The 23,669-nt window shown below is 71.1% G+C and carries 25 protein-coding genes, 1 tRNA gene and 1 pseudogene; 9 read left to right on the plus strand and 18 right to left on the minus strand.

Annotated elements, in window-relative coordinates; all coding sequences use genetic code 11:
- Window positions 1-12: 12 nt before the first annotated feature.
- Window positions 13-813 (plus strand): TetR/AcrR family transcriptional regulator, encoded by an 801-nt coding sequence (locus ACFYWY_RS05865; protein WP_389180272.1) that lies wholly within the window; start codon window positions 13-15, stop codon window positions 811-813.
- A gap of 784 nt (window positions 814-1,597) precedes the next feature.
- On the opposite strand, the gene ACFYWY_RS05870 is transcribed toward ACFYWY_RS05865, so the two are convergent.
- The 3 genes and pseudogenes from ACFYWY_RS05870 to ACFYWY_RS05880 all read right to left on the minus strand — a co-directional run bounded on the left by ACFYWY_RS05870 (window position 1,598) and on the right by ACFYWY_RS05880 (window position 4,275).
- On the minus strand, window positions 1,598-2,065 hold the full coding sequence (locus ACFYWY_RS05870; RefSeq protein ID WP_389180275.1) for a PPOX class F420-dependent oxidoreductase: 468 nt from the start codon (window positions 2,063-2,065) through the stop codon (window positions 1,598-1,600).
- Between the two features lie 106 nt (window positions 2,066-2,171).
- Window positions 2,172-3,797, minus strand: a pseudogene (locus tag ACFYWY_RS05875) (MDR family MFS transporter); the annotation flags it as partial.
- Between the two features lie 13 nt (window positions 3,798-3,810).
- Complete coding sequence (locus ACFYWY_RS05880) at window positions 3,811-4,275, minus strand: MarR family winged helix-turn-helix transcriptional regulator (protein WP_389180279.1); 465 nt, start codon at window positions 4,273-4,275, stop codon at window positions 3,811-3,813.
- 198 nt (window positions 4,276-4,473) lie between these two features.
- Between ACFYWY_RS05880 and ACFYWY_RS05885 the strand changes: the two genes are divergently transcribed.
- Window positions 4,474-4,692 carry a hypothetical protein gene (locus tag ACFYWY_RS05885; RefSeq protein WP_389180283.1) on the plus strand — a complete coding sequence of 73 codons (219 nt, stop codon included), beginning with the start codon at window positions 4,474-4,476 and terminating at the stop codon, window positions 4,690-4,692.
- A gap of 39 nt (window positions 4,693-4,731) precedes the next feature.
- On the opposite strand, the gene ACFYWY_RS05890 is transcribed toward ACFYWY_RS05885, so the two are convergent.
- From ACFYWY_RS05890 to ACFYWY_RS05930, 9 genes are all read right to left on the minus strand, one after another.
- Window positions 4,732-5,508, minus strand: coding sequence for a hypothetical protein (locus ACFYWY_RS05890; protein WP_389180286.1), 777 nt, complete (start codon window positions 5,506-5,508; stop codon window positions 4,732-4,734).
- A 62-nt stretch (window positions 5,509-5,570) separates the two neighbouring features.
- Window positions 5,571-6,434 (minus strand): RNA polymerase sigma factor SigF, encoded by an 864-nt coding sequence (locus ACFYWY_RS05895; protein WP_389180289.1) that lies wholly within the window; start codon window positions 6,432-6,434, stop codon window positions 5,571-5,573.
- Window positions 6,435-6,668: 234 nt separating this feature from the next.
- On the minus strand, window positions 6,669-7,514 hold the full coding sequence (locus ACFYWY_RS05900; protein ID WP_389180292.1) for an RNA polymerase sigma factor SigF: 846 nt from the start codon (window positions 7,512-7,514) through the stop codon (window positions 6,669-6,671).
- A gap of 178 nt (window positions 7,515-7,692) precedes the next feature.
- Complete coding sequence (locus ACFYWY_RS05905) at window positions 7,693-7,986, minus strand: Dabb family protein (RefSeq protein WP_389180295.1); 294 nt, start codon at window positions 7,984-7,986, stop codon at window positions 7,693-7,695.
- An 8-nt stretch (window positions 7,987-7,994) separates the two neighbouring features.
- Window positions 7,995-8,159, minus strand: a complete 165-nt coding sequence (locus tag ACFYWY_RS05910; RefSeq protein ID WP_307662437.1) for a hypothetical protein — start codon at window positions 8,157-8,159, stop codon at window positions 7,995-7,997.
- Window positions 8,160-8,313: 154 nt separating this feature from the next.
- Window positions 8,314-8,398, minus strand: a tRNA-Ser gene (locus ACFYWY_RS05915).
- Window positions 8,399-8,544: 146 nt separating this feature from the next.
- Entirely contained in the window at window positions 8,545-8,973 is a 429-nt protein-coding gene (gene tadA, locus ACFYWY_RS05920; RefSeq protein WP_389180298.1) for a tRNA adenosine(34) deaminase TadA, read from the minus strand.
- Window positions 8,974-9,047: 74 nt separating this feature from the next.
- On the minus strand, window positions 9,048-9,578 hold the full coding sequence (locus ACFYWY_RS05925; RefSeq protein ID WP_389180300.1) for a hypothetical protein: 531 nt from the start codon (window positions 9,576-9,578) through the stop codon (window positions 9,048-9,050).
- A gap of 142 nt (window positions 9,579-9,720) precedes the next feature.
- Window positions 9,721-9,912 (minus strand): hypothetical protein, encoded by a 192-nt coding sequence (locus ACFYWY_RS05930; RefSeq protein ID WP_389180303.1) that lies wholly within the window; start codon window positions 9,910-9,912, stop codon window positions 9,721-9,723.
- Between the two features lie 120 nt (window positions 9,913-10,032).
- Between ACFYWY_RS05930 and upp the strand changes: the two genes are divergently transcribed.
- Window positions 10,033-10,668 carry a uracil phosphoribosyltransferase gene (gene upp / locus ACFYWY_RS05935; protein ID WP_327324636.1) on the plus strand — a complete coding sequence of 212 codons (636 nt, stop codon included), beginning with the start codon at window positions 10,033-10,035 and terminating at the stop codon, window positions 10,666-10,668.
- Window position 10,669: 1 nt separating this feature from the next.
- Here upp and ACFYWY_RS05940 read toward each other — a convergent pair whose 3' ends face one another.
- The 4 genes from ACFYWY_RS05940 to ACFYWY_RS05955 form a co-directional block, all read right to left on the minus strand.
- Entirely contained in the window at window positions 10,670-11,302 is a 633-nt protein-coding gene (locus ACFYWY_RS05940; protein ID WP_389180307.1) for a LytR C-terminal domain-containing protein, read from the minus strand.
- 113 nt (window positions 11,303-11,415) lie between these two features.
- Window positions 11,416-11,712: a type II toxin-antitoxin system VapB family antitoxin gene (locus ACFYWY_RS05945; RefSeq protein WP_003955420.1), complete on the minus strand. Its 297-nt coding sequence runs from the start codon at window positions 11,710-11,712 to the stop codon at window positions 11,416-11,418.
- A 287-nt stretch (window positions 11,713-11,999) separates the two neighbouring features.
- On the minus strand, window positions 12,000-13,526 hold the full coding sequence (locus ACFYWY_RS05950) for a M28 family metallopeptidase (protein ID WP_389180699.1): 1,527 nt from the start codon (window positions 13,524-13,526) through the stop codon (window positions 12,000-12,002).
- 187 nt (window positions 13,527-13,713) lie between these two features.
- A complete protein-coding gene (locus tag ACFYWY_RS05955; protein WP_389180310.1) occupies window positions 13,714-14,301 on the minus strand; it encodes an HhH-GPD-type base excision DNA repair protein in 588 nt (195 codons plus the stop codon).
- Between the two features lie 176 nt (window positions 14,302-14,477).
- On the opposite strand from ACFYWY_RS05955, the gene ACFYWY_RS05960 reads away from it, so the two are divergent.
- The 6 genes from ACFYWY_RS05960 (at window position 14,478) to ACFYWY_RS05985 (ending at window position 19,924) form a co-directional block, all read left to right on the plus strand.
- Window positions 14,478-14,669 carry a hypothetical protein gene (locus ACFYWY_RS05960; protein ID WP_389180313.1) on the plus strand — a complete coding sequence of 64 codons (192 nt, stop codon included), beginning with the start codon at window positions 14,478-14,480 and terminating at the stop codon, window positions 14,667-14,669.
- Complete coding sequence (locus tag ACFYWY_RS05965; protein WP_389180316.1) at window positions 14,666-16,945, plus strand: heavy metal translocating P-type ATPase; 2,280 nt, start codon at window positions 14,666-14,668, stop codon at window positions 16,943-16,945. The genes ACFYWY_RS05960 and ACFYWY_RS05965 overlap by 4 nt, the downstream gene beginning before the upstream one ends.
- On the plus strand, window positions 16,926-17,441 hold the full coding sequence (locus ACFYWY_RS05970) for a copper chaperone PCu(A)C (RefSeq protein ID WP_389180319.1): 516 nt from the start codon (window positions 16,926-16,928) through the stop codon (window positions 17,439-17,441). The genes ACFYWY_RS05965 and ACFYWY_RS05970 overlap by 20 nt, the downstream gene beginning before the upstream one ends.
- Window positions 17,442-17,628: 187 nt before the next feature.
- Window positions 17,629-18,264 carry a metal ABC transporter ATP-binding protein gene (locus ACFYWY_RS05975; RefSeq protein WP_389180322.1) on the plus strand — a complete coding sequence of 212 codons (636 nt, stop codon included), beginning with the start codon at window positions 17,629-17,631 and terminating at the stop codon, window positions 18,262-18,264.
- Window positions 18,261-19,154 carry a metal ABC transporter permease gene (locus tag ACFYWY_RS05980; RefSeq protein ID WP_389180325.1) on the plus strand — a complete coding sequence of 298 codons (894 nt, stop codon included), beginning with the start codon at window positions 18,261-18,263 and terminating at the stop codon, window positions 19,152-19,154. Before ACFYWY_RS05975 ends, ACFYWY_RS05980 begins: the two co-directional genes overlap by 4 nt.
- On the plus strand, window positions 19,094-19,924 hold the full coding sequence (locus ACFYWY_RS05985) for a metal ABC transporter solute-binding protein, Zn/Mn family (RefSeq protein ID WP_389180329.1): 831 nt from the start codon (window positions 19,094-19,096) through the stop codon (window positions 19,922-19,924). Before ACFYWY_RS05980 ends, ACFYWY_RS05985 begins: the two co-directional genes overlap by 61 nt.
- A gap of 122 nt (window positions 19,925-20,046) precedes the next feature.
- On the opposite strand, the gene ACFYWY_RS05990 is transcribed toward ACFYWY_RS05985, so the two are convergent.
- Together ACFYWY_RS05990 and ACFYWY_RS05995 are read right to left on the minus strand one after the other, a co-directional pair.
- Window positions 20,047-21,783 carry a class I adenylate-forming enzyme family protein gene (locus ACFYWY_RS05990; RefSeq protein WP_389180332.1) on the minus strand — a complete coding sequence of 579 codons (1,737 nt, stop codon included), beginning with the start codon at window positions 21,781-21,783 and terminating at the stop codon, window positions 20,047-20,049.
- The gene (locus tag ACFYWY_RS05995) at window positions 21,780-23,657 is read right to left on the minus strand and encodes a CoA transferase (RefSeq protein ID WP_389180335.1); all 1,878 of its coding nucleotides are present in this window, start codon (window positions 23,655-23,657) and stop codon (window positions 21,780-21,782) included. The genes ACFYWY_RS05990 and ACFYWY_RS05995 overlap by 4 nt, the downstream gene beginning before the upstream one ends.
- Window positions 23,658-23,669 lie beyond the last annotated feature (12 nt).

Genomic DNA, 23,669 nt, shown 5'->3' on the forward strand with positions numbered 1-23,669 from the left:
GGAGGGTGCGCGATGGTGAGTGCGGCCGACCGCGCGAAGGGTCCCGCGCGGACGAGTGTCTGGCTGGACGGCAGGACGGACCGGGATCGGGATCGGGATCGCGACCGGGATCGGGACCGGGGCCGTAAGTCGGGCCAGCCGGCCGGTCTGGACCGCGACAAGATCATCGAGGCGACGGTCCGGCTGCTGGACTCCGAGGGCGCGGCCAAGTTCTCGATGCGCCGCCTGGCCGCGGAGCTGAACGTCACCGCGATGTCCGTCTACTGGTACGTCGACACCAAGGACGACCTGCTGGAGCTCGCTCTCGACACGGTCTTCGGAACCTTCCCGCTGCCGGACGTGAGCACCGAGACGGACTGGCGCGACCAGCTGCGTGAACTGGCCACGGGCTACCGGGCGTTGCTGGTGCGGCACCCGTGGGTGTCGGCGCTGATCGGTACGTTCCTGAACATCGGGCCGCACTCGATGGCGTTCTCGCTGGCGGTGCAACAGGTGATGCGGAACACCGGGCTGCCGCCGCACGGGCAGATGGGCGGGTTGTCGGCGGTCTTCCAGTTCGTGTACGGGTTCGGAACGATCGAGGGGCACTTCATCCAGCGGTGCGCGGCGGCGGGGATGAGCCAGGACGAGTACTTCCGCCAGGCGATGGGGACGATCAGCGAGCAGCCGGAGTTCAGGGAGAGCTTCGCGAGCGCGTCGGAGTTGATGGAGGCGCGGGGCGGGGACACGGTGGAGGAAATGCGGGAACGGGACTTCGACTTTGCGCTGGAGCTGCTGGTGGCAGGCATCGAAGCGATGGTTGCTCGCGCGTAGGGGGGTGTCCGCGGTGCGGTCGCGGGTTGCCGGGGCCTGGTGCCGCGGGGTGCGGGCGTGCGTTGCGTGGGTGCGGGCCTGCGTAGCGCGGGTCTTGGGGTTGCCCGGTGCCGCGGGGCACGGGTTTACGTTGCGCGGGTCGCGGAGCTGCCCGGTGTCGTGGGGCGCGGGTTCCGGTGCCCCTCCGGGCTCGACTCCTCGGGGTCGGCGGCGTGTAGGGGGCCGTGTTGATCACTGGGTCCGGCCGCCGATCCCCTGCGGGGACGACCCTGCACGGCCCCTCCCCACCGGAAGGCAACACTGGTGCGGGCCCGCCGGGGGCGGCGCGCAGCCGCCGGAACGTCGCGGGAGCGGGCGCGTCAGCCTCGTCTTCCTGGGCTCCCTGGGGAAGCCGCCGGAACGGCACGGGTGCAGGCGTCAGCCTCGCCTTCCTGGGCTCCGCGGCGAAGCCGCCGGAACGTCGCGGGTGCGCGTGCGTCAGCCCTGCCTTGCTGGGCGGCGCGAAGCTGCCGCGTGGCGGGGGGCGGGGGCATCGGCCCCCGCTTTCCTGTTTCCGGTGCGGCGCAAGCCGCCGTACTGCGGGTGGTAGGCGTCGCCTCTTGGCCTCTGCCGCGCAGCCGCCGGAGTGGCCGGGGGTGTGGGGGCGTCAGCCCCCACGTCCTCTTCCCGCGGGGGGCCTGGGGGCAGCGCCCCCAGTTACGGGATGGGGCGGGGTGGGGGAAACCCGCGCCCCGCGTACCCGTCCGGCGGGTCCCCACACGCCCCCACACGCCCCCCCCCCGCGTCAGCTGTCGCTCAGCCTCGCCGGGAAGCCCCCCTTCGCGATCGGCCCCCACCTCCCCGGTGTCACCCGGATGATCGACTTCCCCTGCTTCACCATCGCCTCGCGATACTCGTCCCAGTCCGGATGCTCACCCGCGATATTCCGGAAGTACTCCACCAGCGGCTCCACCGACTCCGGGGAGTCGATCACCTCCGCCGTGCCGTCCACCTGGACCCACGGCCCGTCCCAGTCGTCCGACAGGACGATCACGCTGACCCGCGAGTTCCGCTTCGCGTTCCGGGTCTTCGCGCGTTCCGGGTACGTGGACATCACGATCCGGCCCGAGTCATCGACCCCGCAGGTCAACGGGGAGCCCTGCGGGGTGCCGTCCGCGCGGGTGGTCAGCAGGATTGCCCGGTGCCTCGGTCGTACGAACTCCAGCAACTCGTCCAGTTCCACCGTGGTGTTGGTGGCGATGTTGGGTGCCATGCGCGGCAGCCTAATCCTCCGGCCCTCGGCAGGACGTCACCCTGGACCGCCTGGATGGCCGGCTTCACCCTCAGCGTCGTGCCGATCGCCGAGCCGCCTTCTCGGCGGCCACGACGGAGGCCGGTGTCACAGACTCCTCCGACGTCGTCGGCGTCGCGCTGCTCTTCAGCTCGACCTCCTTGATGAACAGCGTCACCAGGAAGGCCAGCAGCGCGAACGGCGCCGAGTACAGGAATATGTCGCCGACCCCATGCCCGTACGCGCTCTCCACCACCGTGCGGATCGGAGCCGGCAGCTTGTCCAGGTCGGGGATGCCCCCGCCGCCCGTGCCGCCGTGGCCCAGCGCCGCACCCTGCGGGCCGAGTTCAGCGAGCCCGTCCTTGACGTACTGCGTGACCCGGTGGGACATGACCGCGCCCAGCGCGGAGACGCCCACCGCGCCGCCCAGCGAACGGAAGAAGGTGACGACCGAGCTGGCCGAGCCGAGGTCCTCCGGCGCGACCTGGTTCTGCGTGCAGAGCACCAGGTTCTGCATCATCATGCCGAGGCCGAGCCCCATGACGGCCATGTAGACCGCGATGTGCCAGTACTCGGTGTCGTACCGCATGGTGCCCAGCAGACCGAGACCCGCGGTCAGCAGCACGGCACCGCTGACCAGCCACGCCTTCCAGCGGCCCGTCTTGGTGATGATCTGGCCCGAGACGGTCGACGAGATGAACAGACCGCCGATCATCGGGATGGTCATGACGCCGGACATCGTCGGCGACTCGTCGCGCGCCAGCTGGAAGTACTGGCTGAAGAAGACCGTGCCCGCGAACATCGCGACGCCGACGAAGAGTGAGGCCAGCGAGGCCAGTGTGATGGTGCGGTTGCGGAACAGCCGCAGCGGGATGATCGGCTCGCTCGCCTTCGACTCCACGAGCAGGAAGAGCGCGCCGAGCAGGATCGAGCCGCCGACCATGGCGTACGTCTGCCAGGAGATCCAGTCGTACTTGTCACCGGCGAAGGTCACCCAGACCAGCAGCAGCGAGACCGCCGCGCTGATGAAGAACGCGCCCGCCCAGTCGACCTTGACCTGCCTCTTCACGACCGGCAGCTTCAGGGTCTTCTGCAGCACGATCAGCGCGATGATCGCGAAGGGCACGCCGACGTAGAAGCACCAGCGCCAGCCGAGCCACTCGGTGTCGGTGATGACGCCGCCGAGCAGCGGGCCGCCGACGGTGGCGACGGCGAAGGTCGCGCCGAGGTAGCCGCTGTAGCGGCCGCGCTCGCGCGGGGCGATCATCGCGGCCATCACGATCTGCGCGAGGGCGGAGAGACCGCCGACGCCGATGCCCTGGACGACGCGGCAGGCGATCAGCATGCCGGCGCTCTGTGAGAGCCCGGCGACCACCGAGCCCAGGACGTAGATGACCAGGGCTATCTGGACCAGCAGCTTCTTGGAGAAGAGGTCGGCGAGCTTGCCCCACAGCGGGGTGGTCGCGGTCATCGCCAGGAGCGATGCCGTCACCACCCAGGTGTAGGCGCTCTGGCCGCCGCCGAGGTCGGTGATGATCTCCGGCAGGGCGTTCGAGACGATCGTGGACGACAGGATGGCGACGAACATGCCGAGCAACAGCCCGGACAACGCCTCCATGATCTGCCGGTGGGTCATCGGCGCGCCGTCGGCAGAGGAGTGCCCTCCATGCTTGGCTGGGCCGCCCCGCACACCGGCTGGTGTGGTCGTAGCCATTAGTTCCTTGTCTTTACGTCGTGTCGTGCGGGTGTACGGGGGCGTGGGCCCGGCAGTCTCCGAAGGACTCGCGCAGCCTGGCGAGCAGCGCGATGAGCTGTCCGACTTCGTCGTCGGACCAGTGGTCGAGGTTGCGGGCGAGCATGTCGGTGGTTCGCTGGGCGAGCTGGTCGAGCATGTCCAGGCCCGCAGGGGTCAGCCGCAGGATGCGGGAGCGCTTGTCGCCCGGGTCGGGGGTCCGTTCGATCCAGCCGCGCTCGGCGGCGTGGGCGACATGCCGGCTGGTCACCGACATGTCGACGGCGAGGAGTTCGGCGAGCCGGCTCATCCGCATCCCACCGTGCCGGTCCAGCAGCGTGAGTACGGCGGCCGAGCCGGACGGGCACTCGACGGGCAGGATCCGCGCGATGCCGCGCGTCACGGCGCCGATGGCGCTGAGCCGGCGGGCCAGTTCCGCGTACTGACTCTCTGCGGCCATGGCCGGGACCCCCGTCGCATCTTGTTGCTTAGGGCAACCATAGAAGCGGTTGGTTGCTACAGGCAAACTAAAAGGGGGCTAGCGGTAGTAAAGGAACACCAAAGGCTTCGCATGTCGCCGGTCATGGCCCGCGCAGGGAGATGTCCGCTACCCGCCCGGGGTTGGGCCGGCCATCCGCGTTCGCTAGGGTCCTGCCCCATGGCACACAACCCCCATGCTCCCCAAGGTCAGAGCCCCGAGGGCAACTACGACCCGGCGGGCAGCACTCAGATGTTCCGCGCCTTCGTCGACGAGGGTGCGCCGCAGGGCCGCCCGGCGGCGGCTCCCGCTCAGTCGTCCTCGCGCGTCGGGCTGATCGTCGGCGTCATCGCGGCCGTCGTCATCCTCGGCGCGGTGGCCTGGCTCGCGCTCGGCTGATCACGCCGACCGAGTCACCGCCAGGGCACCTTTAGCCGGTCACTTCCATACGGCGGTGACGCTCTGGGTCTCGATATGCATGCCCAGCGGCACCCGCCAGGCGTCCACACACACGGTGTACGCCTGCTTTCTCAACCCTCCCGCGGCGATCGGCGCGGGCAGCGGCTGAGCCGACTCGATGGTCGCCCAGTCGATCCCGAGTGCGCCGATGATGTGCGTGGCGAAGGTGACGGTGCCCGAGGTCACCGGTGAGCCGCCGGTGTTGCGGAACTCCACCGTCACCTTCTCGCACCAGCGCTTGTCGAGAGCCGCGCGGACCGGTTCCCCGAGCGTGAGTACGCCGGGCCCTGCGGGTGTCGGGGCCGGCTTCGACGGCGTACCGGGCGTACCGGGCGTGGTGGGACTGCCGCCGGGGCTGCCCGAGCCACCCGATCCGCCCGAGGCTCCGCCCGCACCGTCCGGGCTTCCCGTACCGCCTGTGCTGCCGCCCGTACCGCCGACGGCACTTCCCGTACCGCCGCCGGTACTTCCCGTGCCGCCGCCGCCCGGGACGGCGGGCAGCTCCCGACCGCCCGGCTTCCCCGGCTTCTCCTCCGGCGTCTTCCCCTCCGAGTCACCGGACGGCACGGCGCCGTCCAGCGGCACCAGTACGACCTTGCCCTTCGGCGGCACGGCGGCGGTGGGCGCCTCGTCGGGCCCCGACGCGGCGGCGCCGACGGCCACAAAACCGTCGCCGCCACCGCTCCCGCATGCGGTCAGCGCCCCGCCGAGGCAGAGCGCGACCGCTGCGAGAGCTGCTCCATGACGTCGCCGCATCGCGTCAGTGTGTCTGACGAACCGTCAATAAGGAACCCCCGGGCCACGGGGTTCCACCGGGTTCAGTCGGCGATCAGGCCCTCCCGCAGCTGCGCGAGCGTACGGGTCAGCAGCCGCGAGACATGCATCTGCGAAATGCCGACCTCCTCGCCGATCTGCGACTGGGTCATGTTCGCGAAGAAGCGCAGCATGATGATCTGCCGTTCGCGGGGCGGGAGTTTGGCCAGCAGGGGCTTGAGCGATTCGCGGTACTCGACGCCCTCCAGCGCCGAGTCCTCGTACCCGAGGCGGTCGGCCAGCGAGCCTTCGCCGCCGTCGTCCTCGGGCGAGGGGGAGTCCAGCGAAGAGGCGGTGTACGCATTGCCGACGGCGAGGCCGTCGACCACGTCCTCCTCCGACACCCCGAGCACCGCGGCCAGTTCGGGCACGGTCGGGGAGCGGTCCAGCTTCTGCGCCAGCTCGTCGCTGGCCTTGGTCAGCGCGAGCCGCAGCTCCTGGAGCCGGCGCGGCACCCGCACCGACCACGAGGTGTCGCGGAAGAAGCGCTTGATCTCGCCGACGACCGTCGGCATCGCGAACGTCGGGAATTCCACGCCCCGTTCGCAGTCGAACCGGTCGATCGCCTTGATCAGGCCGATCGTCCCGACCTGGACGATGTCCTCCATCGGTTCATTGCGGCTGCGGAAGCGGGCCGCGGCGTACCGCACGAGGGGGAGATTGAGCTCGATGAGGGTGTCGCGCACATAGGTGCGCTCCGGGGTGTTGCCCGTGCCCGCCGCGTTCTCCGTGTCCAGCGCGCGCAGCCGCAGGAACAGGGAGCGGGACAGGGTGCGGGTGTCGATGGGTTCCGAGCTGTCAGGCACGACGGGTGCGGGAGCGCTCTTCGTGAGCGTGAGCACCTTCGAGCTGCCCTGTTCTGAGGACATGCCACCCCCTTGAGGTCGCGGACGGTCGCGGTGGCCACGACCATCGGAGGAACGCAGCCTCCACCTGAATACCGGAGGCGGGGCTGCGGCAAACGCGGTTCCGGCAGAATGTCACATGTCGGCAACGCGCTGTAGTGACATGTCGACAAGTGTCGGGTGAATCTGCGCTGGAAAGAGGGGGTGTGCGGCTTTTGCGTGGCCAAAAGGAGTCCTGGGGTGGTCTACCCGTTCCAGCTACGCTTCGATCCTGTTTGCGGATCGAAGTCGCGCAAAGCTTCTGGCGAGCAGCCTTGACACATGCATCTGGGAAACGCCCAGTTCCTGGCTGATCTGCGACTGCGTCAGATTGCTGTAATAGCGGAGCATTAGGATCCGCTGCTCCCGCTCGGGCAGTTGTACGAGCAGATGGCGTACGAGATCACGGTGTTCGACGCCGGCCAGCGCCGGGTCCTCATAACCGAGCCGGTCGAGCAGCCCGGGCAGCCCGTCGCCCTCCTGGGCCGCCTCCAGCGAGGTCGCGTGGTACGAGCGCCCGGCCTCGATGCAGGCCAGCACCTCGTCCTCGCCGATCTTCAGCCGCTCGGCGATCTCGGCGGTCGTCGGTGTGCGGCCGTGAGCCGTCGTCAGATCCTCGGTCGCGCCGTTGACCTGTACCCACAGCTCGTGCAGCCGTCGTGGCACATGCACGGTCCGTACGTTGTCGCGGAAGTATCGTTTGATCTCGCCGACCACGGTGGGCATTGCGAAGGTGGGGAACTGCACCCCGCGGTCCGGGTCGAAGCGGTCGATCGCGTTGATGAGCCCGATCGTGCCGACCTGGACGACGTCCTCCATCGGCTCGTTGCGGCTGCGGAAGCGGGCGGCCGCGTACCGCACCAGCGGCAGATTCGCCTCGATCAGCGCCCCACGGACCCGGGAGTGTTCCGGGGTTCCCGGTTCGAGTCCCTTGAGCTCGCCGAAGAGCACCTGCGTCAGCGCCCGGGTGTCCGCGCCCCTGCTCTGGGGCTTCCCGCCGTTGGCAGGGGGGTCGTCGGGGCGCTCGTTCTGGGGTGGCACCTGAGGCGCTGTACTGGCCGACACGGTCACGCCACCCCTTTGCGGTCAACTACGGTCAACTCATCCGTCAAAAGCGGTCATAGCATCACAAGACATGTCCACTGTGTGCAAGCACCTGATAACGCCGTGTTGACGGTAAGTTGGGATTTAAACCTCAAAAAACCCCTCGCCAGAGTGGCAAGGGGCCTGGGAAGCCGGGGGCTCAGAACTCGTAGTCGGCGATCACCCACGTGGCGAACTCGCGCCACTGTCCGGCGGCCGCCTGATGGGCCGGGTGCTCGATGTACCGGGTCAGGGCATCGCGGTCGGCGACTGCCGAGTTGATGGCGAAGTCATAAGCGATCGGCCGGTCGGTGATGTTCCAGGCGCACTCCCAGAACTCCAGCTCGGGTACGACGCCATCCAGGTCCCGGAAGGCCTGCGCACCGGCGAGGACGCGCGGCTCGTCGCGCGCGACGCCCTCGTTGAGCTTGAAGAGGACCAGATGGCGGATCAAGGGCACTCCTAATTGACGAGCTCGGACATGAACTCTCCGACGCCCTGCGCGGCGCTCGAAATGCCCTCGAACCCTATCTGGACCAGGTCGGCGGCCTTGGCCGGGGAGGTGATGATCGTGTACAGCACGAAGACGACGACGATGTAGAGAGCTATCTTCTTCGTTTGCACCATCAGCCTCTGCCTCCCCTGCGATCCCTGTGGCCTCTGCAGCCCCCTGGCCGTGCGTCGCGTGAGTCTAACGGGCCAGGAAGCGGCCCTCGCTGCGGGGCCGCACGTCAAGACGAAGGGACCCCGGTGCGGTGCACCGGGGTCCCTTCGACAAGAGCGGTAGCGGAGGGATTTGAACCCTCGGTGACTTGCGCCACACTCGCTTTCGAGGCGAGCTCCTTCGGCCGCTCGGACACGCTACCGGGAGAGAGCTTAGCCCAAGGTGGGCCGTGCTCTGAAATCCGTATCGGGACCCGACGGCCGGCGCTCGGCCGGTGCTCGGTCAGAGCTCGGCCGGCGCTCGGTCAGAGCTCGGTCTGTGGTCGGTCAGAGCTCGGTCTGTGGTCGGTCAGCGCTCGCGGAAGAAGTCCGTCAGTTGCTTCGCGCACTCCTGCTCCAGCACGCCGAGGATCACCTCGGGGCGGTGGTTCAGCCGCCGGTCCCGTATGACGTCCCAGAGCGAGCCGGCCGCGCCCGCCTTCTCGTCACGTGCGCCGTAGACCACCCGGTCCACCCGGGACTGCACGATCGCGCCCGCGCACATCGTGCACGGCTCCAGCGTCACGACGAGCGTGCAGCCGCTCAGCCGCCATTCGCCGAGCAGGGCCGCGGCCCTGCGGATCGCCAGCACCTCGGCGTGCGCCGTCGGATCGCCGGTCGCCTCGCGTTCGTTGTGTCCGGCGGCGAGCAGCGAGCCGTCCTTGGCCAGCACGACGGCGCCGACCGGCACATCGCCGGACAGCGCCGCGCGCTCCGCCTCTGCCAGGGCGAGACGCATCGGCGCCTCCCAGGGATCCCGTACTGGGTCGCCTATCGGATCGCCTACGGGAGGGGGCGGGGCAGCCGGAGTCACTAGCGGACGGTCTCCAGCACCTCGGCCGCGCCCAAGGCGTCCGCGATCTCCGCCAACGCTTCCGTTTCCAGTACCAGCAGCTCCTTCTCCGACAGCCCCAGGTCCGCGAGGATGAAGCGGTCGCCGACCGGTCCGGCGGGCACCAGCTCGCCGAGCGGGGCGGACTCGCCCTCCTCGTCGTCCTCGTCCGGCTCTCCGTCCTCCGTGCCGTCGAGGTCCAGGGCGTCCAGTTCGTCGGCCGGGTCGTCATCGTCCCCGCCGAGCAGTTCATTGGTGAGGATTTCCCCGTACGAGGAACGTGCGGCCGCGGCCGCGTCCGAGAGGAAGATACGAGGATCCTCCTCGCCCTCGACCCGGAGGATCCCGAACCAAGCGTCCTCCTGCTCGATGTAGACGAGCACCGTGTCCTCGTCCACCGAGGCCTCGCGGGCCAGGTCGGTCAGATCCGACAGGGTCTCCACATCGTCGAGCTCTGTGTCGCTCGCTTCCCACCCGTCTTGAGTGCGCGCGAGCAGTGCGGCGAAGTACACCGTGACTCTCCCACTGATCAGAGGTGTGACGACCGGCGGTGCAAATGCTCTGTGCCCCGCCCACTCGGAATCGTGGCAGAAACCAAGCCGATGCGAGAGGTCTTCCGTCGTTGCGTCGGCCATCAGTTCTCACCAGTACCGGTTACCAGCGGAAGGTCCGCATGCGCATCTGCTGGCGCATCCGGGCCGTTCGGGCCCGCCGTGGCTGGACGCGGTCGCGCAGGGCCTTGGCCTCGTTGAGTTCGCGGAGGAACTGGGCGCGTCGCCGCCTGCGCTCCACGTCGCTCTCGGTTTCTATCTCGTACTGCTCACGCTCTGGCTCTGGCTCCGTCATCGGCCACACACCACCCCACGGCTGGGTCCGTAGTCCCCCTCGGCCCTGCGGCCTGGGGGTACCCCCACCACCTTCCCTCCGGACCCTGCCTTGATGCGAGCCCGGGCTACTGTTGGCGCCATGCGGATTCATGTCGTCGACCACCCGCTGGTGGCGCACAAACTCACCACGCTGCGCGACAAGCGCACCGACTCCCCCACCTTCCGGCGGCTCGCCGACGAGCTGGTGACCCTGCTCGCGTACGAGGCCACCAGGGATGTGCGCACCGAGCAGGTGGACATCGAGACCCCGGTCACCAGGACCACGGGCGTGAAGCTCTCGCACCCGCGCCCGCTGGTCGTGCCGATCCTGCGGGCCGGCCTGGGCATGCTCGACGGCATGGTGCGGCTTCTGCCGACCGCCGAGGTGGGCTTCCTCGGGATGATCCGCAACGAGGAGACGCTCGAGGCGTCGACGTACGCGACCCGGATGCCGGAGGACCTCTCGGGCCGCCAGGTGTACGTCCTGGACCCGATGCTGGCCACCGGCGGCACGCTCGTGGCGGCGATCCGGGAGCTGATCAAGCGCGGCGCGGACGATGTGACCGCGGTCGTGCTGCTGGCGGCGCCGGAGGGCGTCGAGGTGATGGAGCGCGAGCTTGCGGGCACGCCGGTCACGGTCGTCACCGCCTCGGTCGACGAGCGGCTCAACGACCACGGCTACATCGTGCCGGGGCTCGGCGACGCGGGCGACCGGATGTACGGCACGGCGGACTAGCTCAGCATTTCCTGGAGGGCGCGGGAGCGGGGTTGGCCAACGTGGCCAGGGCCGCATCCGCGTCCTTCTGCGCGTCCAGGGTCCTGAAGGCCGTGCCGAGGATCAGGTCGACGTCGGGCGTCGTGCGGGCGTCGGTCTTGGTCGTGGCGCCCTTCAGCTGGGTGCCGAGCACCGAGAAGGGGCCGTTGGTGGCCGCCGGCGCGCCCAGCAGTATCCCGGCGCCGGGGATCTTCTTGTCGTACTCCGCCGGGGCGTTGCCCACCTTGCCGATGGCGAAGCCGCGCTTCTTCAGCTCGTCGGCGGCCGCCTTGGCGAGGCCGCTGCGGGGGGTCGCGTTGTAGACGTTCACCGTGATCTGGCCCGGCTTGAGAGTCACGGGCCGCACGGGCGCGTCGGACGGCTTCGGCGAGGGCTCGCAGTCCGTCGTGCGGACGGCCGCGGACGTGTTCTTGCCGTCGCCGGTGAAGACGTCGATGAGCTGCAGCGTTCCCCACCCGGCCAGGCCGAGGGCGACCACCGCGGCAACGGCTGCCACAACGATCCTGCCGCGGTTGCGCGGGCGTCGCATTCGCGGGTACTTGTCGCCCGTGATGCGGTACTTTCCGCCCATGCCGGGGGGAGTGAGCATGCTCATGGGCGCAGCGTAGTGCGGCCCGGTGCCGATGCCTACTAAATGATCAACCGGTTGCGTCCGTACGGTCCCGAAAGGGCCCGAAAGGGTCAGTCGGCGACCGTGGCCGCTCCGGCTCAGCCCAGCTCGAGAACGCGGGCGTGCAGCACCTGGCGCTGCTGCAGCGCGGCGCGTACGGCGCGGTGCAGACCGTCCTCGAGGTAGAGGTCGCCCTGCCACTTCACGACATGGGCGAAGAGGTCGCCGTAGAACGTGGAGTCCTCCGCGAGCAGCGTTTCGAGATCGAGCTGGCCCTTGGTGGTCACGAGCTGATCGAGGCGGACCGGGCGCGGCGCGACATCCGCCCACTGCCGGGTGCTTTCCCGGCCGTGGTCGGGATACGGCCGCCCGTTACCGATGCGCTTGAAGATCACACGGAAAGCCTACCGGTCAAGCGGCTCTCGGCGCAGCCACGCAGCGTCGGTGCAATGCTGAACAAAATGCCGCGAACCCGGAATAGAGGGTTGTGATGCGCGTCGGCGAGCAGCTGATGATCCCGCCGGAAACGGACACGACCGCCCCTGCGGCCGGGCCCGGCGGGGTTTGGGCCGGGGCCGGGGCGGGACGGCGCCGAACGTGTACTCCCCCTACGCCCGCACGGCGTAGGGGGAGTGTCCTCACGATTTTCAGCCCCTTGGGGGTCCCCCGGACGAGGGCCCGGTTACTCGGTCACGTCGTGGTCGTGACCGTCGTGCAGGCCGCCGCCGCTGCCCGCGTCGCCGTCCGTCGGGACCGTGACCACCGGCTTGCGCAGCGAGCTCAGGTCATGGGCGTACGTACCCACCGCGTTGGCGATGACGCCGATGTTGACGGCGAACGCCTTCATGTCGATGTTGCTGATCGTGTCGCACTTGGCGTGGTAGCAGGAGTCGTACGCGACGCCCGCCGTGCCGCCGAACTTCTCCGCCTGCGCGGCCGTCTTGATGCCCTCCGCGCCGGTGAACGTGCCACCGGACGGGATGCCGACCTCGATGAACGGGCCGTAGTCGGAGCGGCCGGTGAAGTCCGTGCCCTCGTGCGGCTTGCCCTGCTTGTCCAGGAACTCGTTGATGTCGCGCTCGAGCTGGGCGGAGCCGACCGGGCCGGGACCCGCCCCCACGCCGTCCGAGTCGTCGCCGTCGTAGACGAAGAGCCCGTAGTTCGGCGAGGCGATCATGTCGAAGTTCAGGTAGAGCTTGATCTCCTTCTTGCCCAGGGAGCTCAGCTGCGCGACGTACGCCTCCGAGCCGAGCAGGCCGTTCTCCTCCGCCGACCACCAGGCGAAGCGGACCTTGTTGACGGGCTTCGACTTGGACTTGGCGAGTTCCTGGGCGACTTCGAGGAGTCCGGCCGAGCCGGAGCCGTTGTCGTTGATGCCGGGGCCCGCGGTCACCGAGTCGAGGTGCGCGCCCAGCATCACGGTGTTGGCCGCGTTGCCGCCGCGGGTCTCCGCGATGACGTTGTTGGTGACGCGCTTCTGCTGCAGCTGGCGGATCTCGAAGGAGATGTTCACCGGGCCGGTGGCGAGGTCGGCGGCGAGCTTCTCGCCCTCCGCCTTGGTGATCCCGCCGGTCGGGATCTTGCCGGTCGCCGGGTCGCCGAGGGTGCCGGAGAGCGCCCCGTCGGTGTTGTTGTAGATGATCGCGCTGGCCGCGCCGGCCGCTGCCGCGGCTGCCTGCTTCTCGCCGAAGGTGCAGCCGCCGCGCTTGATCAGCGCGATCTTGCCGGTGAAGGTTCCCGACGTGTAGTCGGCGGGCTCGCAGCCCGTCGTCGCGTCCACGGGCACCGCGGCCAGATCGGCCTTGACGCCGCCCACCGGAGTGGACTTGGTGTACGTCATCGCCTTGATCTCGATGTCGCGCGGCGCGGGCGCGAGCACCGAGAGCTTCTCGGCCTGTGTCTCGGTGTAGATGAAGTCGAACTGGTGGTACGAGACGTCGTAGCCGAACTTCTTCAGCTGCTGGTAGACGTAGGCGGCCGAGGCGTCGTGCCCGAGCGTGCCCGCGGCACGGTGGCCGCCCGTCGTGTCGGCTATCTGCTGGAACTTCTGCAGGTGCTTGTGGGCGTCCGTGGCGGACGACCTGTCGACCAGCTTCCTGGCCAGCTTCGATGCGTCCTTCGCCGCCTGCTCGCCAGGGCTGTGGCGGTGCACGGCGGAGGGGGAGGCGGATGCCAGCAGGAGCGGGGTCGCGAGTGCGGCGGCGGCCATGGTGGCCACGGCTCTGCGATGGGTTGCCTTCACAGAGATCCTTCCCGGTGTGTACAAGGTTGAGGGGAAGTTAGCGATCTCTGCGGGTTCTGTGAACAGATGTGCCTCAACTCACGGCGCATTTCATCGCATTGACACCAGGACGTGACCCATCCACTTCAACACGCCGGGCGGGCACAGCGGAACGTCAGGTCTCCTTGGCTGCCTTCGCTGCGCGCTTCGACTCCTGCTTGTACGCGCGCACCTTGGCCAGCGACTCGGGCCCGGTGATGTCGGCTGCCGAGCGGTACGAGCCCTTCTCGCCGTACGCCCCGGCCGCCTCGCGCCAGCCCTTGGGCTGCACCCCGAACTGCTTGCCCAGCAGCGCCAGGAAGATCTTCGCCTTCTGCTCGCCGAAGCCGGGCAGCGCCTTCAGCCGCGCCAGCAGCTCGCCCCCGGTCGCCACATCGCGCCAGATGGCGGTCGCGTCGCCGCCGTACTCGGCGGCCAGGTACTGGCACAGCTGCTGCACCCGCTTGGCCATGTTTCCCGGATAGCGGTGGACGGCGGGCTTCTGCTTCAGCAGCTCGGCGAAGGCGTCGGGGTCGTAGGCGGCGATCTGGGCGGCGTCGAGATCGTCGCCGCCCATGCGCTGCGCGATGGTGTACGGGCCGGAGAACGCCCACTCCATGGGGACCTGCTGGTCGAGCAGCATGCCGACGAGGGCGGCGAGCGGACTGCGGCCGAGCAGTTCGTCGGCCTCTGGCTGCTGGGCGAGATGAATCGTGGGGCTCATGTCCCGATGATCGCCCCACCGTGGGCGCGCCGCCAGTAATCGGCAGCCGACCGCCGGCCGGATCCGGACGGATGTAGTCGGAGCGCTGCCCTCGCGGGTTCCCGGCGGGGGCGCTGTTCTTCCTCACAGCGCCGGGGGGTTCGCCTCGCGTCCATACCCCCTTACGGTATGGACGCATGAGGACTTCACGGATACCCGTGCCCCCGGCTCTGGCGGGGTTCGTGCTCCTGGTGCTCGCGCTGACGGCCGTCTCGTACGCGGTGGGGCGTGCCGTCGGTCCGGTGGCGCCGGGGCTGCACCGCGTCGAGGAGGGTCCTGACCGCATGCCTGGCATGCACGGCATGCGCGGCGCGGGGGAGGGCCGATGACGGACCTGCTGGTCGGCGGCATGACGTGCGCGGCGTGCGTGTCCCGGGTCGAGAAGAAGCTGAACCGCATCGACGGGGTGAGTGCCACCGTCAACCTCGCCACCGGCCTCGCCCGGATCGCGCATCCGCCCGAGGTGGGCGCGGACGAGCTGATCTCCACGGTGGAACGGGCGGGCTACACCGCCCAGTTGCCGCCGCCGGCCGAGGAGACCTCCGACGACGACGAGGAGCGGGCCGAGGGCCGCGAGCGGCTGCTGATCACCGCCGTCCTGGCCTTCCCGGTCCTCGTCCTGTCCATGGTCCCCGCCCTCCAGTTCGACTACTGGCAGTGGCTCTGCTTCACCCTCGCGGGCCCCGTCGTCGTCTGGAGCTCCCAGCCCTTCCACGCCCGGGCGCTGCGGGGCCTGCGGCACGGCACGGCCACCATGGACACCCTCGTCTCCCTCGGCGTGATCGCGTCCTACCTCTGGTCGGTGTACGCCCTGTACTTCGGCGGCGCGGGCGATCCGGGCATGCGGATGCCGTTCAGCTGGCTGCCCAGCGCGGACGGCGGAACCGCGCATGTGTATCTGGAGGCCGCGGTCGGCGTTCCGCTCTTCGTCCTCGCCGGCCGGTATCTGGAGGCGCGCGTCAGGCACGGCACCGGGTCCGCACTCCGGGCGCTCGCCGAACTCGGTGCGAAGGACGTGGAGCTGAAGGGAAGCGGAAGCCGCCGTATCCCGGTGTCCCAGCTGCGGACCGGGCAGGAGTTCATGGTCCGGCCTGGCGAGAAGACGGCCACCGACGGGGTGGTGACCGAGGGCAGTTCGGCGCTGGACCTCTCCCTGGTGACCGGTGAGTCCACACCGGTGGAAGTGGGGCCCGGCTTTCGTGTGGTGGGCGGTGCCGTCAACTCCGGGGGGCTGCTCGTCGTCCGGGCGACCGCTGTCGGAGCCGACACCCAACTCGCCCGTATCACCCGGCTGGTCACCGATGCCCAGGCGGGCAAGGCGCGCATCCAGCGGCTCGCCGACGCGATCGCCGGGGTGTTCGTCCCGGCGATCGTGACGGTCGCGGCGTGCGTGCTCGGCTTCTGGCTCGGGGCCGGTGCCGAGCCGGAGGCGGCCGTCACCGCCGCGGTCGCCGTCCTGGTCGTGGCCTGCCCGTGTGCGCTGGGCCTCGCGACGCCCACCGCGTTCCTGGCGGCGACCGGGCACGGTGCGCAGCTCGGCGTGCTCATCAAGGAGCCGGGCGCTCTGGAGCGGCTGCGCCGCGTCGACACCGCGGTCTTCGACAAGACGGGCACGCTCACCACGGGCCGTATGACGCTCGTGGAGACGGTGGTGGCCGAGGGTGTGGACGCCGCGGCCGTGCTGCGTCTCGCGGGTGCGGTGGAGTACGGCTCCGAACACCCCATCGGCCGCGCCCTGGTGGCGGCCGCTCGCCAGCAGACCGGCGACGATGTGCTGCCCGGGGTGGCCGGCTTCCGGGCCGTGCGGGGCGAGGGTGTGCACGGCCGGGTCGAGGGCCAGGAGGTCTCCGTACGCAGTCCACGCGTGGCGGGACCGCTCCCGGACGTCCTGCACGCCGGTCTGCTGCGCGCCGAGGAGGCAGGGCACACGGCGGTCGTCGTGGAGTCCGACTCCCGGCCCGTCGCTCTGCTCGCCGTCGGGGACACCCTGCGGCCCTCCAGCGGCGCCGCGGTGACCAAGCTGAAACGCCTGGGCATCGAGCCGGTCCTGGTGACCGGCGACGGACCGGCCGCGGCGCGGGCGGTCGCCCGTGAGCTGAGCATCACCGCCGTGCACGCGGGCGTCAGCCCCGAGGGCAAGGCGGAGTTGGTCGCCGCGCTGCGCGCCGAGGGGCGGCACGTCGCGGTGATCGGCGACGGCGTCAACGACGCGGCCGCCCTCGCATCCGCCGACCTCGGTATCGCCATGGGCAGCGGCACGGACGCGGCGATCGGTGCCGCCGACATCACTCTCGTACGGGAGGACATGGCGGCGGTCGTCGCGGCGGTGCTCCTCACCCGCCGCACGCTCACCACGATCCGGGCCAATCTCGTCTGGGCGTTCGGCTACAACGTGGTCACCGTGCCGCTGGCCGCGACCGGCTGGCTCAACCCGATGTTCGCGGCGCTCGCGATGTCCGCCAGCTCCGTGCTCGTCGTCGGCAACAGCCTGCGGCTGCGTACCCACAGGGCCCGGCCACGCACCCGGCCGGCGAACCCCGCGCGAGTCACCCACCGTTCCGCCGCCGACGCCAGGAGAGGCTCCGATGACCTCACCCTCCGGTGAAGGCTCCGCCGACCTCCCCGGGACCCGGGCGGCCGTGGTCGCGGCAGTCCTGGTCCCGGTGGCGGCCTGTGCCGTGACGCTCGCCCTGCTCACGGCCTATGTGACGAGCGGCGCGGCCGGCACCCCGCCCGCCGAGATCGCCGTCACCCGCGCCCGCCTCGTCCAGCCGCTCCCGGACCGGGACACGGTGGCCTACATCGACCTGCGCAACACCGGCGGCACCGATGCCACCCTGGTCTCGGCCGACGCCCCGCTGCTCGGCTCCCCCACCATGCTGGCGCGGGACGTCGAGACGGACGGCGCGGGCCGGATGGAGGCGGTGTCCGCGCTGAAGGTGCCGGCCGGCGGCGAGCTGAGGATGTCCCCGACGGTGGGGGACGTGATGGTCGAGAACCCGCCCGAGCTCGAGCTGGGCGAGCGGGTCGAGTTCGTTCTGCGGTTCGGGGACGGGAGTACGGTGCGGGCGGTGGCGGCGGTGGTGCGGCCCGGGGAGTGACCTGGCGCCGAACCGCCGGTGGACCGTGCCCACGCCGCCCCGCCTGCTGACGGGCACCCCGGCGGCCTGACCCCGTCGGCCCGTGTCGCCGGCCCGACCCGGCGGCCCGACCCGCGAACGCGAGGCGAAAACGCGGGAACCGACCGGCCCCGTCGTCCGACTCCTCTCCCGTGACCTGGGAGGTGGAATGGGCGGGCTGGACGTCCGGATGCGCCGTGTCGGCTGCCGGCACGGCCGCGTGGATGCCGTACTCGGCGTCGATCTCGACGTCGCCGCCGGTGAGCGCGTGGCGCTGACCGGCACCAACGGATCCGGCAAGACCACGCTGCTGCGGGCCTTGCTCGGCCTGCACCGCACGGCGGACGGCGAGATCCTGGTCGACGGGCGCGAGGCGCGTACCGCCGCCGAGTGGGCCTGGCGGCGCCGGGCGTGCGCCTGGATCCCGCAGAAACCCGCGGCCGGACGGTTCCCGCTGCAGGCAGCGGAGTTGCTGGCGAGCAGCGGAGCTCCCGTGGAGGCGGCGGACGCCGCGGAGAAGCTGGGCGTGGGGCAGCTTGCCCAGCGGCCACTGCACACCCTGTCCGGGGGGCAGTTGCAGCGTATGTACCTGGCCCGGGCAGTCGGATCCGTCGCCGCCGGGGCCGGAGTGCTGCTCGCCGACGAGCCCACTGCCGCGCTCGACTTCGCCGGTCAGGAAGAGGCGGCCGACGTACTGCTGTCGCTGCCCGCGACCCTCGTCGTGGTGACCCACGACCGGGCGCTGGCCGACCTCTGTGAGCGGGTGCTCGAGATGGCCGCCGGGCGGCTGCGGGAGGCCGGATGACTCTCGCCGCCGACCTCGCCGCCGATCTCGGCGATCTGCTGCAGCTCGTACCCGTGCAACGGGCCGGCGTCGCCCTGCTGTTGGCCGCCGTCGGACTCCCGGTCATCGGCGTGGTGATCGTCGGGCTCGACATCATGCCGGTGCGTTTCGCGATGATGCACGTGGCGCTGCTGGGGATCGCCGTGGGCCTGCTGACCGGCCTCGACCCCATGCTGTGCGCGCTTCTCGCGTGTGCGCTCGCCGGCGCCGGAGTCGCGCCGCTCGCCCGTACACCGGACGGACTGTCCGGCGCGATGGGCCTGTTGATGAGTCTCGCGATCGCGGCCGCGCTGCTGGTGCTCGCCGTCTCTGGGGTCAACGCCGCGGGCGCCTTCGCGCTCCTGTGGGGTTCGATCCTCTCCGTCGGCACGGCTGATCTGTGGGTGCTGGGGCTGCTCGCCGTCCTGGTGCCGGGGCTCTTCTGGTGGCGGCGGCGTGACATCGCCATGCTGCTGTACGACCGTGAACTCGCCCTCTGCTCAGGCGTGCGGGTCGAGCGTCTGACGCTCCTCCTCCTCGTCCTGGTCGCGGTGGCCGTCGCCGGCGCGATCAAACTGACCGGCGCGCTGCTGGTCGACGCGCTGACCCTGCTGCCCGCGCTCGCCGCGCGCCGCCTGGGCACCTCGCTGAAGTCGATCACCGCGTGGGCGGTGGCGATCGGCGTCGCCGTCAACACGACCGGCTTCCTCGTCGCCCTTTCCCTGGACCTGCCGCCCGGTCCTGTGCTCGTCCTGACGGCCGGGGCGGTGGCTCTCGGCGTCCATCTCGTACCTGAACGGAGAAACCGCCCATGGCGCGCAACCGCGTCCGCGTCCGCTTCCCCTCCCTCGCCGCACCCCTCCTCGCACTGACCGCGGCCCTCGCCCTGACGGCCGGCTGCGGCAGTTCGGACGCCTCGGACTCCTCGTCCGGCGACGGCGGGCACCCGCACGACGGGGCTCCGGTGGTCGTGGTGACGACGACGTGGGAGGGCGCTTTCGCCAAGGCCGCGGGTGCGAAGGACGTCAAGGTCATCGTTCCGCAGTCGGTGCAGCACGCCCCCGACTACGACCCGAAGCCGTCCGACCTCGCGGCGGTGGCCGACGCGGACTTCGTGCTCTACGCGCCCTTCGAGCCGTACGCCGAGAAGATCAAGGAGGCCGCGGGCTCGGACGCCGAGCTGGTCGAGGTGAATCTCGACAACGACGCGGACAAGGCGACGGCGGAAGTGGCCCGGCTGGGCAAGCTGTTCGGCACGCAGGACGCGGCGGCGACGTGGCAGAAGACGTTCAAGACGCAGTACGCGGATCTGCAGCGGGAGTTGAAGGCGGCGTGGCCGGGCGGCAAGGCCCCGGCTGTCGTCACCCAGGTCTTCACCGCGTGGTCGGCGAAGCTGGCGGGCGCGGAGGTGGTGGGGACGTACGGTCCCGAGGCCGTGACCGCGAAGCAGCTCTCGGACTTGTCGGCGAAGAAGCCCGCGCTGGTTCTGGACAACGCGCATATGTCGACGGGGACGGTGCTGCCCGACGCGGGCGCGAAGCAGGTGAAGATCGTCAACTTCCCGGGGAAGGACCTGGATCTGCTGCCGGTGTACCGCGACGCGGCGTCGGCGCTGAAGAGCGCGATGGCCGGGGCCGCCTGAGCCTGCGCCGGACGGGCCTGGTTCTCAAGCCTGTCCGGCGGTTGAGGGCGGACCCGCGGGCCAGACCCCCTGATGAGGGCGGACCCGCGGGCCAGACCCCCTGATGAGGGCGGACCCGGGGGTCAGACCCCCTGAACCGACGGATCGGCGAACTGTTCCCGCAGGGACGCCCGGTCCGGCTTGCCCGCCGGGGTCAGCGGGATCGCCGCCACCACCAGCAGGCGTTCCGGATGCTTGCGGCGCTCCAGGCCGCGACCGTCGAGGTGGGCACACAGCTCGTCGAGCGTGGGCGCGTGGCCGTCCCGGGTGACCACGCAGGCCGCGAGCCGCTCGCCCATCCGCGGGTCCGGGACGCCGACGCACACCACGTCCCGTATCCCCGGATGCGCTGCCAGTTCGATCTCGACCTCGGCGGGGCTGATGTTCGCGCCGCCGCGGATCACCACGTCCCTCAGGCGGCCCACGACCCGCAGCGCGCCGTCCTCCGTCAGGATGCCGAGGTCTCCCGTGCGCACCCAGCCGTCGGCCGTGCGGTAGCGGGCATCGAGCTCGGGCGCGCCGACATAGCAGAGCGGGGTCATCGGGCCGCGGGCGACGATCTCGCCGACCGCGCCCGAGGGCATCTCCTTCATCTCGCGGGTGTCGGGGACCGCGATCCGGATGTCGGTCACGCGCGGGTCCGGGTGGCCCGCGAGCACGCCCGGGCCGGCCACCTGTACGGCGTCGTCGCCAAGCCCCGTATGGCAGTTGACGCCGTCCGCGGACCCGTACAGATTGACCACCGGGCAGCCGAAGACGCGGCGCGCCTCGTCCGCGGTGGCCGCGTCGAGGACCGAGCCGCCGAGCACCAGCGCGGTGGGCGCCGGGAGTTCGCGCGGCTGCTCGGCCAGCCGGTCGAGCATCATCCGGATCATCGTCGGCACGCCCAGCACATGTGTCGGCTCGTGCTCGGCGATGGCGTCCAGGGCCGCGTCGGGGGTGAAGTGGTCGAGCACGACGAGGGTTCCGCCGTGCCGGGCCAGGGCGACCGCCGTGCCGTTGCTGCCGAAGGCGGAGGCGAGCGGGACGAGGAAGAGGCAGCGCGGCGGCTGCCCGTCCTTCAGCAGGGATGCCAGGAAGTTGCCGCGGCCGCCGGCCAGCGCGTTGTGCGAATAGGCGATCATCTTGGGCTCGGCCTCGGAGCCCGAGGAGACCAGGATGCGTACGGCGGACTCGGGGTCCGGGCGGGCCGGAACGAAGGCGTTCGAATCCGTACGCAGCAGTTGCGACAGCGATACGGAGCCTTCCGGCGCGGTGCCCGGACCGGCGGCGATCACCGTGCGCAGGGCGGGCAGTCCACCGGGTCCACCGGGTTCTCCGTCGCCACCGGGTCCAGCGGGCTCACCGGACTCAACCGAATCACCGGGCTCACCGGGCTCACCGGCGAGGGCCAGCAGATCCGCGGCGTGCCGGCAGCCCCGGTGCTCGATGGCGGCGATCACGGCGACCGCCTCGGATCTCCTCAGCAGCGACGCCGCCTCGCGCCCGCCCCGGCCCACCGGGAACGGCAGCGCGACCGCGCCGATCGCGGCCAGCGCCAGGTCGGCGATGACGGCGTTGCGGCCGCCCGGAAGCTGTACGCCGACCACATCGCCCGGGCGTATGCCCAGGCCGGTGAGGCCCGCGGCCAGACATCGCACCTTGCGGTCGAGCGCCGTGTAACAGAGTTTCCCCTTGGCGTCGATCACCGCGGTGCGATGCAGGTCGGCGATCTGGCGCGCCCGGTAGAGGCTGTACACGTCGAGGTCGGGGCAGGTGCCGTCGATCGTCCAGGAGCGGCGCAGTTCGGCGGGCAGCAGATCGTGCATAACGATGGTCACAGGAAGCTCCAGGGGTCGGGAACGGCAGGGGCACCATGCGCGTCGCGGCTGATCGAGCCGGCGAAGCGCGGGTCGTCGTGCAGAGCCGCCAGATCGGCGGTGACCGCGGTCGCGGTCAGTCCGTGCGTGCGCAGCTGCGCCAGCGCCTCGGCGGTGGGCATCCCGCGCAGGTCGTACGCCGCGGCCGCGGCCGCGCAGGAGTCGGCGGGCGCGATCCAGCCGTCGGCGGTGGGCAGGGGACGGCGGAATCCGGCGGGACGGCGCGCGCCCCGGCCGTCCGCGAGACGACGGAGCGCGGGCGCGGTGAGGACGTCGGCCGCCCCGAGGAGCGACGAGTCCACCCGTACGCCGTGGCCGGTGCGCTCCCGCAGCAGCAGCCCGGCCAGCACGGCCTGTGCGCCGAGCAGCCCGCCGAGCACATCGAGGAGGGTCATCAGCGACGGCGCGGGCGGCTCGTCGGCCGGCCGGACCGCCTCGCCGACGCCCGTACGGGCCTGCACCATGAAGTCGGTGCCCATCGGCGCCCCGGGCAGCCGGTCCGCCCAGCCGCTGGTGTACGCGTAGACGAGTGCGGGGTTGGCGGCGGCCAGCTGCTGACGGTCGAGGCCGAGCTCGGCGGCCTTGCCCGGGGCCCAGTTGTGCAGGAAGACGTCGGCCTCGGCCGCCATCTCGCGCAGCCGCCGCCGGTCGTGGTCCGATTTGATGTCGACCTCGACGGCCTTCTTGCCCCGGTTGAGCGCCAGCCAGCGTGCCGAGATCCCGGAGCAGGCGGGCGGCATCCCGCGCAACGGGTCGCCGCCCGGCGGCTCGATCCGTACGACCTCCGCGCCGAGCAGGCCCAACAGGTGTGCGGACAGCGGGGCCTGGATACGCCGTCCGGCCTCCAGGACGGTCAGCCCGGCGAGCGGCAGGCCGAGCGGGGGTGTGTCCGCGGGGTTTCTCCCGGAGTATGACGCTTCGTACGAGGTCAGCGCCCACGGCGGCGCGTCGGCGATGCCCCTGTCGGCGAGGGAGCGCAAGGGACACACTTCGGCGCCGGACGCCTCGGCGGCGTGCCGGATCCGCTCCCAGGAACATCCGTTGACGGTGGTGTGCAGCACTTCGGCGAAGGGCGCGCAGGCCGTGGCGTAACGGAACTGGAAGGGCCGCCAGCCCGCTCGTATCGCTTCCTCCGGAGCGCCGAGCGCGCGCCAGAACGCGGCCCACGCTCCCGGGTCCAGGGTCTCGAGCTCGAAGACGGTCCCCTCGGCGGATGTGAAGGGCGGCCCGCCCGGTGCGAGTTCGGCCGCCTCGCCCTCCTCCGCTCCGGCCGCGGCCAGATACTGCGAGACGGCCAGCAGCCCGGCCCGGGCGGCGCTGGTCGACACCTGCGCGACCTGTCCGCCCCGGGCCTGGGCCAGCAGGCCCGCCAGGACGCCCTGCACGGTCAGTACGGCGGTGGCGGTGGCGGCGTAGTCGGCGGCGATGCCGCGCGGGCCGCCGTCGCGCCGCCCGTGCACCGCCATGATCCCGGTGGCGGCCTGAACGGTGGCCTCGTCGGTGAGGTCGCCCGCCGCCTCGCCCCAAACGGCCCGGGCGGTGAGCCCCTCGAACTCCGCGCCCTCGATGACGATATGAGAGCCGCCGATATGAGAGCCGGCGGCGTGAGAGCCCCCGACGCGGGAGCCCCCGACGCGGGAGCCCCCGACGCGGGAGCCCCCGACACGGGAGCCCGAGGCGCTCGGGGGCTCCGCGCCCAGCAGCCGCAGATGGTCCGCCACGAGCCCGTCGCCGGGCCCCGGCGGCCCCGATGTGTGCACCCGCAGTCCGTCCAGCGGCCGGGCCGCGCGCGTGGTCGCCGGTGATGCCGTGTCCGATGCCGTGCCTGATGCCATGCCTCTCCTCTC

The sequence above is a fragment of the Streptomyces sp. NPDC002870 genome (genome assembly GCF_042888505.1).
Classification (GTDB): Bacteria; Actinomycetota; Actinomycetes; order Streptomycetales; family Streptomycetaceae; genus Streptomyces.

Bases quoted from the DNA above. Each gene is read 5' to 3' on its own strand.
- ACFYWY_RS05910 (WP_307662437.1), bottom strand. From the start codon at position 8,159: ATGGTGCAAACGAAGAAGATAGCTCTCTACATCGTCGTCGTCTTCGTG.
- ACFYWY_RS05930 (WP_389180303.1), bottom strand. From the start codon at position 9,912: ATGACGGAGCCAGAGCCAGAGCGTGAGCAGTACGAGATAGAAACCGAG.
- ACFYWY_RS05975 (WP_389180322.1), top strand. From the start codon at position 17,629: ATGGGCGGGCTGGACGTCCGGATGCGCCGTGTCGGCTGCCGGCACGGC.
- ACFYWY_RS05880 (WP_389180279.1), bottom strand. From the start codon at position 4,275: ATGGCCGCAGAGAGTCAGTACGCGGAACTGGCCCGCCGGCTCAGCGCC.
- ACFYWY_RS05885 (WP_389180283.1), top strand. From the start codon at position 4,474: ATGGCACACAACCCCCATGCTCCCCAAGGTCAGAGCCCCGAGGGCAAC.
- ACFYWY_RS05940 (WP_389180307.1), bottom strand. From the start codon at position 11,302: ATGAGCATGCTCACTCCCCCCGGCATGGGCGGAAAGTACCGCATCACG.
- ACFYWY_RS05970 (WP_389180319.1), top strand. From the start codon at position 16,926: ATGACCTCACCCTCCGGTGAAGGCTCCGCCGACCTCCCCGGGACCCGG.
- ACFYWY_RS05955 (WP_389180310.1), bottom strand. From the start codon at position 14,301: ATGAGCCCCACGATTCATCTCGCCCAGCAGCCAGAGGCCGACGAACTG.
- ACFYWY_RS05960 (WP_389180313.1), top strand. From the start codon at position 14,478: ATGAGGACTTCACGGATACCCGTGCCCCCGGCTCTGGCGGGGTTCGTG.
- ACFYWY_RS05895 (WP_389180289.1), bottom strand. From the start codon at position 6,434: ATGTCCTCAGAACAGGGCAGCTCGAAGGTGCTCACGCTCACGAAGAGC.
- ACFYWY_RS05870 (WP_389180275.1), bottom strand. From the start codon at position 2,065: ATGGCACCCAACATCGCCACCAACACCACGGTGGAACTGGACGAGTTG.
- ACFYWY_RS05965 (WP_389180316.1), top strand. From the start codon at position 14,666: ATGACGGACCTGCTGGTCGGCGGCATGACGTGCGCGGCGTGCGTGTCC.
- upp (WP_327324636.1), top strand. From the start codon at position 10,033: ATGCGGATTCATGTCGTCGACCACCCGCTGGTGGCGCACAAACTCACC.
- ACFYWY_RS05980 (WP_389180325.1), top strand. From the start codon at position 18,261: ATGACTCTCGCCGCCGACCTCGCCGCCGATCTCGGCGATCTGCTGCAG.
- ACFYWY_RS05950 (WP_389180699.1), bottom strand. From the start codon at position 13,526: ATGGCCGCCGCCGCACTCGCGACCCCGCTCCTGCTGGCATCCGCCTCC.
- ACFYWY_RS05865 (WP_389180272.1), top strand. From the start codon at position 13: ATGGTGAGTGCGGCCGACCGCGCGAAGGGTCCCGCGCGGACGAGTGTC.
- ACFYWY_RS05890 (WP_389180286.1), bottom strand. From the start codon at position 5,508: ATGCGGCGACGTCATGGAGCAGCTCTCGCAGCGGTCGCGCTCTGCCTC.
- ACFYWY_RS05995 (WP_389180335.1), bottom strand. From the start codon at position 23,657: ATGGCATCAGGCACGGCATCGGACACGGCATCACCGGCGACCACGCGC.
- ACFYWY_RS05985 (WP_389180329.1), top strand. From the start codon at position 19,094: ATGGCGCGCAACCGCGTCCGCGTCCGCTTCCCCTCCCTCGCCGCACCC.
- tadA (WP_389180298.1), bottom strand. From the start codon at position 8,973: ATGCGTCTCGCCCTGGCAGAGGCGGAGCGCGCGGCGCTGTCCGGCGAT.